The sequence below is a fragment of the Rhizobium sp. RCC_161_2 genome (assembly GCF_041355235.1).
In the GTDB taxonomy this organism is placed as follows: Bacteria; Pseudomonadota; Alphaproteobacteria; order Rhizobiales; family Rhizobiaceae; genus Rhizobium.
The window spans coordinates 1-13,205 of sequence record NZ_JBFUPL010000032.1 but is presented as its reverse complement, the minus strand read 5'-3'; the positions used below and the strand labels follow the sequence as shown (position 1 = coordinate 13,205).

Sequence of the window (13,205 nt, the reverse complement as noted above, 5' to 3'; positions counted from 1 at the left end):
GTTCGTGAAGTGTCGTGACCCTGCGCAATATCGAGCACGCCATCTCGTTGACTGGACCCTTGCGTGCGAAAAGGTGACGAAGGCGACGCCAATCGGCGGGAAACGGTTGCGACTGGTATCCAGCGCTAATCGATCGATAGGTGGATAAAGTCTCTATTTTTCAATTATTTAATGAATCATACGTAATAATAATTGCGGAACTATTTGTTGGCTTTGCTGGGCGGGTTATCTGTCGGCATTGCCTTTTGCCTCGCAAATTCGTCGGCTCCTCGTTTGTACAGTCCCACCAATTGCCGACAAATATCATCCACCGACCTATGTTGCTCGATAGCGATGTCTGCAATGTTTTTCACTATACCGCGACCCGATATCACACCAGCTCTTCCCGTCGACTCAGCTTCGTCTCCCTTGGATGAACCTATCAGGTCGTCGTATGTGTTGGCTGACATCCGCAGAAATTCCAAAGCACCATCTTCGGAGATGCCTCGGTCCTTGCAGAATTCCAGCACTCCCAGCATGTTTCGGGTCTCTTTGTGCCTCGCCTGCATTTCATCCGGCACTTGCCGTTGGGCAATAGCCGATGTCACGCTAATGCAACTGAACGCAACGGCGAGCATGACTTGCTTCATTGGAAATTCTCCATGCGAGGCCCCGAACGGCTAGTGCCTTTGACGTGCGGACACGGGTCAAATCAGGGCAGATTTCCACAACTAAAGGGGGAGCGCGTGATTTGGGCTATCATTTCAGTTCTGGCATATCATCTTCGTGCGCTAGATACTCGGTTCTGTCGCAAATTTTCCAGCGGATTTGCAACCTGTATGCTCATGTCATAGATCTGGGATGAAGATGAGCAGGCATTGTTGAGTTCCCGATCATGGTCGATTTCAAAGGCAGCCAGTATCCGAAAGATGTGATTTTATATGCAGTGTTTTTCTACGTCCGATATGCTGTCTCCTATCGTGATCTCGAAGAGATTATGGCCGAGCGCGGCGTTGCCGTTGATCACGCGACGCTGAACAGATGGGTCGTAAAATATTCGCCGCTTATCGCTTGTCAGGCCCGGCGCCGGAAATCCGCGACCAGCCGTTCCTGGCGAATGGACGAGACCTATATACGGGTCAAAGGCAAGTGGACCTATTTCTATCGCGCTGTCGATAAATTCGGCAAGACCCTTGATTTCATGCTGTCTGAGCATCGCGATGAGGCTGCGACCAGCGCCTTCTTCGCCCGCGCGATCGGGAACAATGGTTGGCCTGAAAAGATCGTCATCGACAAGAGTGGCGCGAACCTGGCAGGATTGCACAACATCAACTGGCTGCTGCTGTTGCAGGGATGGTTCTGGCTGATCGAGATCTGCCAAGTCAAATACCTCAACAACATGATTGAGCAAGATCACCGGTTTATCAAGAAGCTGACGCGGCCGATGAAAGGCTTCAAATCCTTCCGGTCTGCGTCAGCGACCCTGGATAGCATCGAAGTGGCACATATGATCCGCAAGCAGCAATTTCCAACCAGTGGCCAATCGGCATTTCAGCAATTTGCAGCGCTCGCTGCATAACTGTGTCAAGCATTGCCGTTTCTGCGACCTTGCTCAAAGTTTGCGACAGAACCGTGGCGCCGGTGTCACCACGGCGGCGGTCGATTTCAACAACTGCCTCGTCAAGAACACTCAAGATATCACCATCCGTCCGATCTTTCTCAGGTTCATCCCCTTTCGATCCACTATCCCGTTTAAAGTGAACCTCAGCCGCTACGAAAAAAGAAAGGCGCGCTACGGTTCTCGGTGACTTTGATGGATCACCGCGAAATGAAAATCGAAGTGACAATAACGTGGAACTGAACAGAGCAAGCTTATTGGGCTTGAGAATTTCGGCGATCATCAGGAAGTTCGCCGATCGGCAAAAACTGATGCGCGTGCGAGAAGGGAGTTTCAGTACCGTTCGGCTTTAGCGCGGGCGCCGTTTTTGCTCTGGATGCTGCCCGACCCTCACGCGCTATCATCCTGCCCGCCAACGAATAGCGCTTCCTGAGTGACAGAATGGGCTTCTCAATCAAGTGCCAGGAAGCAGCCGCAACGCAGAGGACGATGGTGCCCGTGATCAAAGTCAGCATGATAATGCCGACTACCGTGCTGACGAGGATCGGCGGCCCGAGCAGAATAGCGAGCTGGATGAAGGGAACGTGGTAGAGATAGACACCATAGGAATAATCGCCGCCCTCCAAAATCTTCGGTAGCCTCAGGCGCGACAGACCGGCATAGATGGTGATGTAGGTGAGGACAGGCATCAGCATCAGGCGGTTTGCGACACTTTCAGTTGCACTCACGTCGAGCAGGAGCATGGCCGCGAGTGCAACGGCAACGCAGGCAGCAAACAGCATTCTGCTCATCGGGATCCAGTCCCGCAACTGATAGGCAAGGATGCCGCACAGGAAGGCGGTGATCAACTGGGAGCCGCGACCAACGAAGAGCGTATGTAAGCCCCAGAAGTCCCCTGCCTCGGCAGAGGTGAAATGCTCGACCGCAAGGCCTGCGACCACAAAGATCGCTAGCAGCAGGACGGTTGCCAACGCCCGCCGCACCACACCTGTGACCATCATGACCGACATGATGATGTAGCAGTTGATCTCCCAGGGAATGGTCCACAGCGCCCCGTTGACCTGCCGCACCGGGTGGCCTGTGAAGACTCCTGGCAGTTCAAAATGCGCCCAGCCGATAATGTTCAGCATATAGGCGAAGAATCTCGCATCGGTGAAATAGTCGCCGAGCTGCAGCGTGGTGACGGCCGGGCCGATGATGAAGGCGCACACCAGAATGTCAACAGCAAGCGCCGGAACGATGCGCAAGGCGCGATTGAGGAGGAAATTTTCGAGACTGAGACGCTGTGCGCTGCCGGTGATCAGAAAGCCGCTTAGGGCGAAAAACATCGGCACCAGGCTATATTCAAAGAACCATAACACCGGGCCGTGCGCCAGCGCCGAGTCACCGGAATTGGTGAGAACGTGATAGAAAACAATGGAGAACGCCAGTGCAATGCGCAGAAAATTGAAGCCAGGCCCATAGCCCCCATAGCCCGCAAGCACCGCTCCAAAGCTCTTCATCACACTCTCCGCAAGCCCGAAGCCGCCAGGAATGATGCGGCGACGTATCTTTCGGACGCACCTTACGATGTCTTGTTCAATGAAAGGTTGAATATGCAACACTTACGTTTATTAAAATTGTCGCCTTGAGCTATTTGAACCGGCTGTTCCGTTGCTCCGAAGCATCAACTGGATTTCCGCACGAAGACCGTAAACCGTGGTCTTGAATAGATTCGAACTGATGACCCTCAACCGATCAACCCTCCAAGCCATTGCTGTTGTTTTGTCAAGCGAAGTGAAGATTTGACCCCGCCAGTCACCTTAAGGAAAATCTAACCGACGAGCCGTCATTCGCTAAGCCGACGACCTGCCCTTGGAAGTCTCACCTGCCTGGGATTATTGAGAATGTCCCTATCGCTCGTCGGTGGTTCCAATCCATGCCTTCCATGGCGGTATCAGAAATAGTTTTTGCTCTATGATTTGAACTTGAGACCGATTGTGCTGGCGCGCGATAGCCCGGGCACGATCTGAGCACGACCGCAGCCCACGGGAGGCGCCCAAATGATCTTCGGGGTGCTGCGCCGCTCCCCGTTCGAGGGCCCAGACGCCGTGGCCGGAATCAAGGCATCAACGACGTTCGCAGATTGCAGTCGTGGTTCTAGCTTCAAGCGACTTAAGCCCGCGCAATCTCGCGCGTGCCCTCGCAGGAGCGCATCGATGACGCAACTCAAGGACTTCGTAATCAAGGCTCATGGCGGCCTCGATCGCTGGCGGCAATTCAACCAGCTCTCCGCCGATCTTATCCAGGGCGGCGTTCTATGGCCTGTGAAAGGGCATCCAGATACGCTCGCACGCACCACCGTTACGGTGGGACTCAAAGAGGAGTGGGCATCGCATGCGGCCTTCGGCGCCGGGAACCGGCGCTCGCGCTTCACTCCGGATCGCGTGGCGATCGAGGGTGGCGACGGGATCGTTTTAGAGGAACTGAGCCAGCCACGCGCAAGCTTTGCCGGCCACACGCTGCAAACGCCATGGACCGAGCTCCAACTCGCCTATTTCGCCGGCTGCGCCATGTGGACCTATCTCAACATGCCGTTCCTGCTCGCCTGGCCGGGTGTCGAGAGCGAGGAGCTGGAGCCCTGGCCGACCGACAGCGGCGATTGGCGCCGCCTCGCCGTGCGGTTACCCGCCGGCATTGCGACGCACAGCACCGTGCAGACACTCTATTTCGACGGCGACGGCCTGCTGAAGCGCCACGACTACGACGTCGAGATCTCCGGTGATACGCTTGGCGCTCATATCATCGAAGGCTACACGGAAGTGTCTGGCATCAAATTCCCCACGAAACGCCGGATCTATGCCCGCCAGCCCGATGGCAGCTTCAGCACCGACCCGCTTGTCGTTTCGATCGACCTCTCCAACATCCGCCTCAGCTAGCTACCGGCTTCGAAACAGTGCTCGGGCATCGTGGACGATCCGCCATGGCCGTAATGATGGCATCTACGTCCTGTCCGCCCTCTTCACGGCTTGATATGTCCACGGCATCTGACGGCCCCTGTGTGGCCAATCCAGCAAGGTGAAGACATCATGAAAGCTATTGGCTTCCGCTCCTCTCTTCCAATCAGCAATCCGGCATCCCTTGCCGACATCGATCTGCCTTGGCCGGAGCCCACTGGGCGGGATCTTGTCGTGCGGATCGAAGCCGTGTCCGTGAACCCGGTCGACCCCAAGATGAGAATGCGGCCGCAGGCGGAGCCGGGCTGGAAGGTGCTCGGCTGGGATGCCGCCGGCGTGGTCGAGGCGGTCGGACCTGAAGCAACGCTGTTCGCTCCGGGTGACACGGTGTTCTATGCGGGCGCGCTCGGCCGCGCGGGCACCAATGCCGAGGTTCACCTGGTCGATGAGCGGATCGTCGGCAGGAAGCCCGCCTCGCTCGGCTTCGCGGAAGCCGCTGCCCTGCCCCTGACCGCCATCACCGCCTGGGAGACCCTGTTCGACCGGCTCGATATCCGCAAAGCCGTGCCGGGAGCGGCGAACGCGCTCCTGATCGTTGGCGGCGCCGACGGGGTCGGATCGATTGCGACGCAGCTCGCCCGCAAGCTAACCGGCCTCACCGTGATCACGACGGCCTCGCGCCCGGAGACGGCCGAATGGAGCCGCGGGCTCGGCGCGCATCATGTGATCGATCATTCCAAGCCGCTCTCGACGGAGATCGAGCGGTTGGGGGTCGGACAGCCGGCTTTCGTGTTCTCTACCACCAATACGGACCAGCACCTTGCGGAGATCGCCAAGCTCATCGCGCCGCAGGGCCGCTTCGCCCTGATCGATGATCCGGCGTCGCTCGACGTGTCACCCTTCAAGGTGAAGAGCGTATCGACGCACTGGGAGTTCATGTTCATCCGCTCGATGTTCGGCACGGCCGACATCGCGGAGCAAGGGGCGCTGCTTAACGAGGTGTCGAGGCTGGTCGATGCCGGAACGCTGAAGACCACCCTGGCCGAAGTCTTCGGGACGATCTCGGCCAAGAACCTGAGCCGGGCCCATGCCGTGATCGAGAGCGGCCGCGCCAGGGGCAAGATCGTGCTGGCGGGCTGGCCGACATCAGGCGAGAGCTGACCGAGGGCATGCGATCCGCGTGCCTGCTGTGAAAGATAGACGCATGAAAGCCTCAAACTTACCGATCGTGCCGGCATCCTTCTTCGGCATGGTGCTCGGCCTTGCCGGGCTCGGCGGCGCCTGGCGCGCCGCCCATCTCGCTTGGGGACTGCCGGCCCTCATCGGAGAGCTGGTGACGTCGGCGGCAGCGCTCGTATGGCTCGCGGTGGCGACGCTTTACGGGTTGAAGTGGCTTGTCGCGCGCGAGGCCGCTCTGACGGAAGCCGCGCATCCGGTGCAGTGCTGCTTCATCGGGCTTGCCGGCGTTGCGACCATGCTGGTGGCCGCGGGTGTCATTCCCTACTCCCATGGTCTTGCGATTGCGCTTTATGTCGTGGGCGCCGTGTTCACGGCGGGCTTTGCCGTGTGGCGGACCGGCGGGCTCTGGAGGGGTGAGCGCGATCCCGGCCACACGACGCCGGTGCTTTATTTGCCGACCGTCGCCGGCAGCTTCGTCGCAGCAACGGTCGGCGCGGGTCTCGGCTTCCCCGATCTCGGACAGTTCTTCTTTGGCGCCGGTTTCTTCGGCTGGCTCGCGATCGAATCCGTACTGCTGCACCGGCTGCTGACGGCGCCGGGCATGGCGAACGCACTGCGGCCGACCCTTGGGATACAGCTCGCGCCACCCGTGGTCGGCGCGGTCTCGCTCGTCGCCGTCGCGCCGCAGGCTCCGTGGGTGCTGGCCCATGGCATGATCGGCTACGGCATCCTGCAGGCGCTGATCCTGCTCAGGCTGCTGCCTTGGATTCTGCGCGAACCCCTCGCGCCGTCCTATTGGGCCTTTACCTTCGGCGTGACGGCGCTCGCAACGGCGCCGATCCGCCTTCTGCTGCTCGGCGATGATGGCACCGCCCGCTTTCTCGCGCCTGTGCTGTTCGTCTTCGCCAACCTGGTCGTGACGATCGTGGCGGCAGGCACGCTCTACCGCTTCTGGCAGCATCGCGGGCGCGCTTCGGCGGCCAAACCCGCTTCGCAGCCAGCGAGCTCCGCGCCTTCCACCTGACGCCCGAAAGCGTCGGGTGCCACCGATCTCTCTGCACTTTGTCGAATGGAACGGACCCATTCTGAGCGGCGGGGATCAGGTCGCCATCGCGAAACGTGAGGAGAGTGGCCTAAGGCTCTTCATCTTCCACCAGCGCGACCACGCGACGCTTCTCGATATTACCGGTGGCGCGAGGAAGACCATTCGGTGGGAGCGGAGAGGCGGTCTTCGGATATAATCGCCTCTCAGCGCCGTTCGGTCAGTTCGACGACTTACATGCCCGCGAGGTGGGTCTCTTTCGACAGTGAGCGGTGCTCCTCAAGGCCGCTGGCTAAAGGGCTGCGAGAGGTCCGGCATCATTGCGGATCGCCCTCGGAACCTCGCCGAGCAGCCTCGCAAACGCGAGACGCATCCGCTCCCGATTGGCAAATCCCACCTCTCGGGCGATCACCTCGATCGGCAAGCGACTCTGCTCTAGCATCAGCTTCGCGGCCTCGACCCGCAGCGCCTCAACCGCCTTCGCCGGCGTTGTGCCGGTTTCCGCGCGAAAGAGCCGCGTGAACTGGCGCGGGCTGAGGCAGGCAGCCTCGGCAAGGTCCTCGATCGTGAGGCTTTGGGCCAGGTTCTGGCGGGCGAAATTCAACGCGCGCTGAACCCTGTCCTCGTTGGTCCCCAGGTCCAGCAATGTGGAATGCTGGGACTGCCCGCCCGAGCGACGATGGTACATGACCATGCCTTTCGCGACCGAGCGGGCGACCTCGACCCCATGGTCGCGCTCGATCAGGCCGACGACGAGGTCGGTTCCCGCCGTCATGCCCGCCGACGTCCAGATCGGCCCGTCCGCAATGTAAATCTTGTCCATCTCGACCTGGCAGCTCGGAAACCGCTCCTGCAGGGTCTGGGCATAACGCCAGTGCGTCGTGGCACGCCGGCCGTTCAGCAGCCCGGCGTCTCCCAGGATGAACGAGCCGAGGCAGATGGCGGCGACCCGTCGCGCATCGCCCGCGGCGGCCCGAAGCAGCCGGACGAGGCCCGGCGAGGATGTGGGAATCTCCAGGCCGGCGGCGACAATCAGCGTGTCGTAGGGCGCGTCGTCGAACGCTTCGGTCATGACCTGCAGCGCGGATGACGAGGCGACCAGTCCGCCTCCCTCCGAGAGCACGCGCATGTCGTAGAGCTTCTTGCCCGCTTGCTTGTTGGCCACGTCGAATGCCGCGACGGCGCCGAAGCAGACGGGTTGGAAACCAGGACACAGGACAAGGCCGATCTTCATGTTTTCTCCAAGAGGTTCGTCTCCGCCTAAATAGTTGTTTCACCGATAGCTCGCCATACCCATGGCCGGAATGATGGCATCTACGTCCTGTCGGCTTTGGAACACCACTGATAGCCATTTCCCGGATTTCAGACCCAGGAGCGCACATGTCACTCGAAACCGTAAAGACCGAGCATCTCGACGCCGCCGGCGTCCGCTACGCCTACAGGCGCCTTGGCCCGAGCACCGGAACACCGCTCGTTCTGCTGCAACATTTCACCGGGACCATGGACGCCTGGGACCCCGCCGTGGTGAACGCGCTGGCCGAGACACGGCCCGTCATCGTCTTCAACAACCGTGGCATCGGCACGTCGAGCGGCCAGACGCCCGACACCGTGGAGCAGATGGCGGCGGATGCCGAATCATTCATCCGTGGTCTGGGCCTCGCTCAAGTCGATCTTCTTGGCTTCTCGCTTGGCGGCATGCTCGCTCAGGTCCTCGCCGTGCGGCACCCCGCATTGATTCGCAAGGTCATTATCGCCGGCGCGGCGCCGCGCGGCGGCGAGGAGCATCTCCTCGTCGTGGTGGACGACGCGTTCGCCAAGGCAGCGCCGGATGTGCGGCTGCCCTTGTTCTTCACGTCTTCCGACGAGAGCCAGCGCGCCGGCCGGGCCTTCGTGGCGCGCGCCACGGCCCGCGCGCAGGACCGGGATCCGGATAGCGGTGACGATGTCAGCGAGCCGCAGGCAAAGGCGATCATCGGTTGGTGCGCAGTCAAGGATGATGGAAATAAGACGCTGCGTGCCATCGTCCAGCCCACACTCATCGTGCACGGCAGCGACGACACGATGTTTCCGAGCATCAACGCCTACAACATGTTCAAGGCGATGAAGAACGCGCAGCTCATCCTCTATCCGGACTCCGGGCATGGTGCGCTGTTTCAGTATCCGGAAACCTTCGTCGCTCATTGCCGAAACTTCCTGGACGCCTGAGGAGAAGACAGATGCACGATCTTCAGCAGCAGGTGATCGAGGCTCATGGCGGCCTTGAGCAGTTCCAGCGATTTTCCTTTCTGACGGCGAGGCTGCACCAGTTCGGCATCCTCTGGGACCTCAAGGGTGAGCCCGATACGCTTACCCATGCCGATGTCCGGGTAAACCTCCGAAAGCAAGAGGTTTCGCACTGGCCCTTCCACCCGACCCGGAACCGCTCCCGCTTCACGCCGGAAGAGGTGACGATCGAGACGCCGGATGGCGATTTGGTCGAGAAGCTTTCACAGCCGCGTGTGAGTTTCGCAGGCTTCGCGATGGAGACCTATTGGAGCGACCCGCAGCTCGCCTATTTCGCGGGCTACACGATGTGGACCTACCTGACATCACCCTTCATCTTGGCACAGCCGGGCATTGTGACGGAGGAGATCGCGCCCTGGTCGGAGCAAGGCGAGACGTGGCGCCGACTGCGGGTGACCTTTCCCGCGGCCATTGCCACCCACAGCAGGGAGCAGACCTTCTACATTGGTCCGGACGGACTGATCCGACGTCATGACTATGAGGTCGAGATCCAGGGCAACAACGCGGCGGCCCGCTATCTCCTGGATCCCGTCACGGTCGAGGGCATCGTGCTGCCTTCCAAGTTCCGCGTCTATCCCCGCAACCCGGACAACACGCCTGCCACCGAGCCCCTCATCGTCGGGGTGGATCTCTCGGACTATCGTTTCGAGTGACGCCGTTCGCCGACTTGGCCCCATCATCTGAAAAATTCGAAAATGGAGTTTCCTACATGGCCACCCTCAAACTCGCGGACGGCACCGAGATCTTCTACAAACACTGGGGGCCACGGGACGCGCGGCCGATCGTGTTCCATCACGGCTGGCCGCTCAGCGCGGACGATTGGGACGCGCAGATGCTGTTCTTCCTCTCCCATGGCTATCGCGTGATCGCGCACGACCGGCGCGGACACGGCCGCTCAAGCCAGACCGACACCGGCAACGACATGAATACCTATGTCGCCGATGTCATGGCGCTTACCGACCATCTCGATCTGAGGAACGCCGTCCATATTGGCCATTCGACCGGCGGCGGCGAGGCAGCGCGCTATGTTGCTCACGCCAAGCCCGGCCGCGTTGCCAAGTTGGTGCTGGTTGGCGCGGTGCCGCCGATCATGGTGCAGTCCGAGAAGAATCCGGGCGGCACGCCAACGGCGGTGTTCGACGGTTTTCGCCAGGCGCTCGCCGCCAACCGGGCGCAATTCTATCTCGATGTGGCAAGCGGCCCGTTCTACGGCTTCAACCGTGCGGACGCCAAGACCCATTCCGGGACGGTACAGAACTGGTGGCGCCAGGGCATGATCGGCGGTGCCAAGGCGCATTACGACTGCATCGCCGTCTTCTCCGAGACCGACTTCACCGAAGACCTCAAGGCGATCGACGTGCCGACGCTGGTGATGCACGGCGACGACGACCAGGTCGTGCCGATTGCGGCTTCGGCGGAACTGTCGATCAAGCTGCTCAAGCACGGTCAGCTCAAGGTCTACCGGGGCTATCCGCACGGCATGCTGACCACCCACGCCGATGTGCTCAACCCCGACCTGCTCGCTTTCATCAAGGCCTGAGCGATCGTCCCCCCTGGAATGGAGAAATCTCATGACCACTTCCAACGACATCGCTCTCGTCACCGGAGCATCGGCGGGGATCGGCGCGGTCTATGCCGATCGTCTCGCCAAGCGCGGCTATGACCTCGTCCTGGTGGCGCGAGACGTCGGGCGCATGGCGGCGCTGGGCGAGCGCCTCCGGGATGAGACCGGCGTCGCCATCAACGTGATCTCGGCGGACCTCACCCTGGACGGCGACGTCGCCAAGATCGAGCAGCGCCTTGGCGTCGGTGACATCACACTGCTCGTCAACAATGCCGGGATGTCGTTGAGGGGCGGCATCCTTGAGAACGGTGCCCCCGACCTGTCGCGGATCATCGCCCTCAACGTGACGGCGCCGACCCGCCTTGCCTCCGCCGCGGTAAAAGCCTTCGTGGCGAAGGGCGCCGGCGCGATCATCAATCTCTCCTCCGTGCTCGCGCTCGCACCTGAGATGTTCGAGGGCGTCTATAGCGGCACCAAAGCCTATCTACTCAATCTCAGCCAGGCGATGGCCGCCCAGCTGAAGGATAAGGGCGTTTATATCCAGGCCGTGCTGCCCGGCGCGACGCGAACCGACCTGTGGGAGAAGGCCGGCAGGGACGTCAACTCCTTCCCGGAAGGCTTCCTGATGGAGGTCGGCGACATGGTCGATGCAGCGCTGGTTGGATTCGACCGGAGAGAAACCGTCACGATACCGCCGCTGGCGGACGAAGGTCAGTTCCAGGTCATGCAGCAGGCGCGCCTGGCGATGGCACCGAACCTCTCGAAAAGCGAAGTCCCGCCGCGGTACCGAAAGCAGGCGGTGATCTGACTCGGCATCGGCGCTGAAGTACGGCCCGCGAACCATACTGCCGAGTGGTGTTTGCGCGCACCGCGTGATTTGACGCTAGATCTGGCGAAACGACTTTCTATCAAGCACTTGCTGGAGGTGCGGTAGCGATCATGGAATGGTTCGACGGCGCCTTGCGCCGGTCGTTCATCTTTGCGCTTCGCTACGGCAAGCGTCGGGAGTGTCTTCGTATGTGCATGCCATTGCCGCGGCCTGTCCGGCATTCCCCGATGGCGCGATGAGCTGTTGGCATGATTGGAGCGTACACCAAGCTCTCCGACGAGCGTGATCGTCTGTCCGTTCGCCGCGAATTCCTTGGGGATCGCTGAAGCGCTTATCCCCGCGGAAAAATAGAACCGCCTTGACTCATCCTCAGATGAGAACATAATGAGAACACGAAGCTTGCGGCATGGCTTTCTGGGAAACCATAGGAGCCAAAGCCTTCGAGCTGGGAGAAGGTCTTTTCGGCAAACTCGCGGCTGCAGCCTTTGCGCTCCATGCCTGAGACGAGCTTGTCCTTGAACTTGGAGATCCCGCTGGTGAACTTGAAGGTCGCCATCGACTTGCGCAGCTGGTCGGCCTCGCCACCGGTAAAGCCGGCGCGGGCCATTGCGACCTTCACCCGCGAGCACGGACCGATTGGCGCCTCATCGACCGTTACGGGAAGAGACCAGTCGCTCGATAAGCTCGGATCGTCCGGTCATAGATGCCGATATCCCGGCAGCCGCGCGCGACAAGCTGGGCCCCCTCGATGGCTGCGAAGATCGCCATCGCGTGCTCCTGCAGGTCTTGGTCGCTTGCGGAAGGCTTGGCCCGCGAGAGCACCTTGGATAACCAACCGACATTCATGGCGGCGAATTTGTCGATCTCGGTCCGAACCTCCGTGGGAAGATCGTCAAGTTCCGCGCTCATGATGCCGCACAGACACATGCGATTGTCGTTGGCCAGGGCAGCGCGGAAGATCTCCGTTTATTTGTCCAAGCACCAGGTCGCGTCTTCCGGCGTCGCCAGGAGCTCAGCGAGATAGGCTGTGAATCGGCGCTGAACAATAGCCTTGTTGAAATCCCCTGCAACAATCTGAAATTGATAGGAAAATCGGAACATTAATGGGGTCAAGGACGTCGCGGTTATGATCGCTTCTCTCGCCAAAAAAACAGGATATATTTCAACAGCTTAGGCGCCATCTCCATGGGGTCATCCTTGGATGCTTTTTCACAAAATCCGTCCGATGCAGAAAGCTACCGCATAGCCAGGACTTCAAAGACAGAAATCCACTTACACTGCGATCACTGCACCAACGCCCATTCTCATGGCTGTCGAGAAAGCATTCGGCTCCGGATGGCGAACTTGCAACAAATCAATTGGTCTTTTGACTATTTAATTTGACAAATGTCGCTTCATGCGCGATGAAGTTTCTAACAGCATCACTCGATTTCGGAGAAAATATGCCCAAGGAAATTCTCGTCGATCCCGACAAGTTCTTTCAGCGAGGCGAGCTGAAGTTCGCGTCCATCCAGCTACACGCCTATGCGACACCGTTCGCGGATGAGCTGACTGCTTATGGCGCTGATGGACTGCGGAACGTTCTGCGTCACATGATGATCATCCGTGAATTCGAGTCGATGCTCGGCTCTTTCAAGGCTACGGGTGCCTACCGGGAGATCCCCTTCGCGTACAAAGGCCCAGCTCATCTTTCGATTGGCCAGGATGTTGATTTCCACTGAGAGCTGACCCGGCACAGCCTGATATTTCCATTGAGAATTGACCCATGTTTCAAC

The 13,205-nt window shown here is 60.0% G+C and carries 12 protein-coding genes and 2 pseudogenes; 9 read left to right on the top strand and 5 right to left on the bottom strand.

Going from position 1 to position 13,205, the window contains the following annotated elements:
- Nucleotides 1-200: 200 nt before the first annotated feature.
- Complete coding sequence (locus AB6803_RS32795) at nucleotides 201-629, bottom strand: hypothetical protein (RefSeq protein WP_371112748.1); 429 nt, start codon at nucleotides 627-629, stop codon at nucleotides 201-203.
- 245 nt (nucleotides 630-874) lie between these two features.
- On the opposite strand from AB6803_RS32795, the gene AB6803_RS32790 reads away from it, so the two are divergent.
- On the top strand, nucleotides 875-1,558 hold the full coding sequence (locus tag AB6803_RS32790) for an IS6 family transposase (protein ID WP_371112747.1): 684 nt from the start codon (nucleotides 875-877) through the stop codon (nucleotides 1,556-1,558).
- 293 nt (nucleotides 1,559-1,851) lie between these two features.
- Here the strand turns inward: AB6803_RS32790 and AB6803_RS32785 are convergent, their stop codons facing one another.
- Nucleotides 1,852-3,102: an acyltransferase family protein gene (locus tag AB6803_RS32785; RefSeq protein WP_371112746.1), complete on the bottom strand. Its 1,251-nt coding sequence runs from the start codon at nucleotides 3,100-3,102 to the stop codon at nucleotides 1,852-1,854.
- Nucleotides 3,103-3,795: 693 nt separating this feature from the next.
- Between AB6803_RS32785 and AB6803_RS32780 the strand changes: the two genes are divergently transcribed.
- The 3 genes from AB6803_RS32780 to tehA all read left to right on the top strand — a co-directional run bounded on the left by AB6803_RS32780 (nucleotide 3,796) and on the right by tehA (nucleotide 6,736).
- Nucleotides 3,796-4,515: a hypothetical protein gene (locus tag AB6803_RS32780; protein WP_371112745.1), complete on the top strand. Its 720-nt coding sequence runs from the start codon at nucleotides 3,796-3,798 to the stop codon at nucleotides 4,513-4,515.
- Between the two features lie 150 nt (nucleotides 4,516-4,665).
- Nucleotides 4,666-5,694, top strand: coding sequence for a zinc-binding alcohol dehydrogenase family protein (locus tag AB6803_RS32775; protein ID WP_371112744.1), 1,029 nt, complete (start codon nucleotides 4,666-4,668; stop codon nucleotides 5,692-5,694).
- A gap of 43 nt (nucleotides 5,695-5,737) precedes the next feature.
- Nucleotides 5,738-6,736, top strand: coding sequence for a dicarboxylate transporter/tellurite-resistance protein TehA (gene tehA, locus AB6803_RS32770; protein WP_371112743.1), 999 nt, complete (start codon nucleotides 5,738-5,740; stop codon nucleotides 6,734-6,736).
- Between the two features lie 310 nt (nucleotides 6,737-7,046).
- Here tehA and AB6803_RS32765 read toward each other — a convergent pair whose 3' ends face one another.
- Entirely contained in the window at nucleotides 7,047-7,988 is a 942-nt protein-coding gene (locus tag AB6803_RS32765; protein ID WP_371112742.1) for a GlxA family transcriptional regulator, read from the bottom strand.
- Nucleotides 7,989-8,134: 146 nt separating this feature from the next.
- Here AB6803_RS32765 and AB6803_RS32760 point away from each other — a divergent pair, with 146 nt between their 5' ends.
- The 4 genes from AB6803_RS32760 to AB6803_RS32745 are packed head-to-tail and all read left to right on the top strand — an operon-like array spanning nucleotide 8,135 to nucleotide 11,409.
- A complete protein-coding gene (locus tag AB6803_RS32760; protein ID WP_371112741.1) occupies nucleotides 8,135-8,959 on the top strand; it encodes an alpha/beta fold hydrolase in 825 nt (274 codons plus the stop codon).
- Nucleotides 8,960-8,970: 11 nt separating this feature from the next.
- Nucleotides 8,971-9,690, top strand: a complete 720-nt coding sequence (locus AB6803_RS32755) for a hypothetical protein (protein WP_371112740.1) — start codon at nucleotides 8,971-8,973, stop codon at nucleotides 9,688-9,690.
- A 56-nt stretch (nucleotides 9,691-9,746) separates the two neighbouring features.
- Complete coding sequence (locus AB6803_RS32750; RefSeq protein ID WP_371112739.1) at nucleotides 9,747-10,577, top strand: alpha/beta fold hydrolase; 831 nt, start codon at nucleotides 9,747-9,749, stop codon at nucleotides 10,575-10,577.
- A gap of 31 nt (nucleotides 10,578-10,608) precedes the next feature.
- Nucleotides 10,609-11,409, top strand: a complete 801-nt coding sequence (locus tag AB6803_RS32745; protein WP_371112738.1) for an SDR family NAD(P)-dependent oxidoreductase — start codon at nucleotides 10,609-10,611, stop codon at nucleotides 11,407-11,409.
- Between the two features lie 415 nt (nucleotides 11,410-11,824).
- Here the strand turns inward: AB6803_RS32745 and AB6803_RS32740 are convergent.
- Both AB6803_RS32740 and AB6803_RS32735 read right to left on the bottom strand, forming a co-directional pair.
- Nucleotides 11,825-12,055 (bottom strand): annotated as a pseudogene (locus AB6803_RS32740) (hypothetical protein); the annotation flags it as partial.
- Nucleotides 12,056-12,084: 29 nt separating this feature from the next.
- Nucleotides 12,085-12,480: pseudogene (locus tag AB6803_RS32735) on the bottom strand (TetR/AcrR family transcriptional regulator); the annotation flags it as partial.
- Nucleotides 12,481-12,872: 392 nt separating this feature from the next.
- Here AB6803_RS32735 and AB6803_RS32730 point away from each other — a divergent pair.
- Nucleotides 12,873-13,151, top strand: coding sequence for a hypothetical protein (locus AB6803_RS32730; RefSeq protein ID WP_371112737.1), 279 nt, complete (start codon nucleotides 12,873-12,875; stop codon nucleotides 13,149-13,151).
- Nucleotides 13,152-13,205: the final 54 nt, after the last annotated feature.

Coding starts and splice junctions, on each gene's coding strand:
- AB6803_RS32795 (WP_371112748.1), bottom strand. CDS start 629: ATGAAGCAAGTCATGCTCGCCGTTGCGTTCAGTTGCATTAGCGTGACA.
- AB6803_RS32790 (WP_371112747.1), top strand. CDS start 875: ATGGTCGATTTCAAAGGCAGCCAGTATCCGAAAGATGTGATTTTATAT.
- AB6803_RS32780 (WP_371112745.1), top strand. CDS start 3,796: ATGACGCAACTCAAGGACTTCGTAATCAAGGCTCATGGCGGCCTCGAT.
- AB6803_RS32775 (WP_371112744.1), top strand. CDS start 4,666: ATGAAAGCTATTGGCTTCCGCTCCTCTCTTCCAATCAGCAATCCGGCA.
- tehA (WP_371112743.1), top strand. CDS start 5,738: ATGAAAGCCTCAAACTTACCGATCGTGCCGGCATCCTTCTTCGGCATG.
- AB6803_RS32765 (WP_371112742.1), bottom strand. CDS start 7,988: ATGAAGATCGGCCTTGTCCTGTGTCCTGGTTTCCAACCCGTCTGCTTC.
- AB6803_RS32760 (WP_371112741.1), top strand. CDS start 8,135: ATGTCACTCGAAACCGTAAAGACCGAGCATCTCGACGCCGCCGGCGTC.
- AB6803_RS32755 (WP_371112740.1), top strand. CDS start 8,971: ATGCACGATCTTCAGCAGCAGGTGATCGAGGCTCATGGCGGCCTTGAG.
- AB6803_RS32750 (WP_371112739.1), top strand. CDS start 9,747: ATGGCCACCCTCAAACTCGCGGACGGCACCGAGATCTTCTACAAACAC.
- AB6803_RS32745 (WP_371112738.1), top strand. CDS start 10,609: ATGACCACTTCCAACGACATCGCTCTCGTCACCGGAGCATCGGCGGGG.
- AB6803_RS32730 (WP_371112737.1), top strand. CDS start 12,873: ATGCCCAAGGAAATTCTCGTCGATCCCGACAAGTTCTTTCAGCGAGGC.